Annotated in this window: 1 protein-coding gene; it reads left to right on the top strand. The window is 48.5% G+C overall.

The genetic code is table 11. From position 1 onward, the window contains the following. Positions 1-758: IS5 family transposase (locus tag QH73_RS29435; protein WP_132866748.1), on the top strand; the 758-nt coding region annotated here is incomplete at its 5' end. Between the last annotated feature and the right edge of the window lie 34 nt (positions 759-792).

The following is a 792-nucleotide window of genomic DNA, read 5'->3' as shown; positions in this document are numbered from 1 at the left end:
CCCAATATGAATTTCTGAGTGACATGATTCCAGAGCCTAAACTAGGTGGTCGTCCCCGTACAGTCAATATGTGGGAGATTTTCAACGCAATTTTCTATGTGTTGTGCGAAGGGGTACAATGGCGAGCACTACCGAGTGACTTTCCAGCATGGCAGACTGTATACACTTATTTCCGTAACTGGCGCATTGATGGGACATGGTTGAAGCTTCACGACAGCCTGCGAGAGTGGTTCAGAATCGAGCAGCAGCGTCATCCCAGTCCATCAGAAGCGATTATCGATAGCCAAAGTGTGAAAAGCACCGCGATGGTACATGAAGCGGTGGGCTATGATGCGGGCAAACAAATCAAAGGACGCAAGCGGTTTATGAGTGTCGATACTTTGGGGTTAGTATTGCGGGTATTGGTCACAGCCGCCAGTGTTGGAGAACGAGAGGGAGGTAAACAAGTACTCCAGAAGGTAAAACAGATGGGTAAAAAGGTGTCCCGTTTGACAACCATTTGGGTCGATGGCGGCTTTGACGGTACATCGTTCATGATGTGGGTGATGGACTTCTGCCGTTGGATTGTGCAAGTGGTGCTGCGACCAGAACAAACTAAGGGTTTCGTGTTGCTCAAAAAACGTTGGGTGGTGGAGCGCACTTTCGGCTGGCTAATGGGGTGTCGGCGATTAGTCAGAGACTATGAATTATTGCCCCAAACCTCCGAGACTTTTATCTACCTTGCCATGATCCGTATCATGGTTAGGCGGCTGGCATAAAATCTCACCCTTCAAAACTTTTCAAACATCCTCT

The sequence above is a fragment of the Scytonema millei VB511283 genome, from assembly GCF_000817735.3.
In the GTDB taxonomy this organism is placed as follows: Bacteria; Cyanobacteriota; Cyanobacteriia; order Cyanobacteriales; family Chroococcidiopsidaceae; genus Chroococcidiopsis; species Chroococcidiopsis millei_B.
Note: the sequence above shows the minus strand (reverse complement) of the source record. Positions and strands in the feature narration are given on the sequence as shown.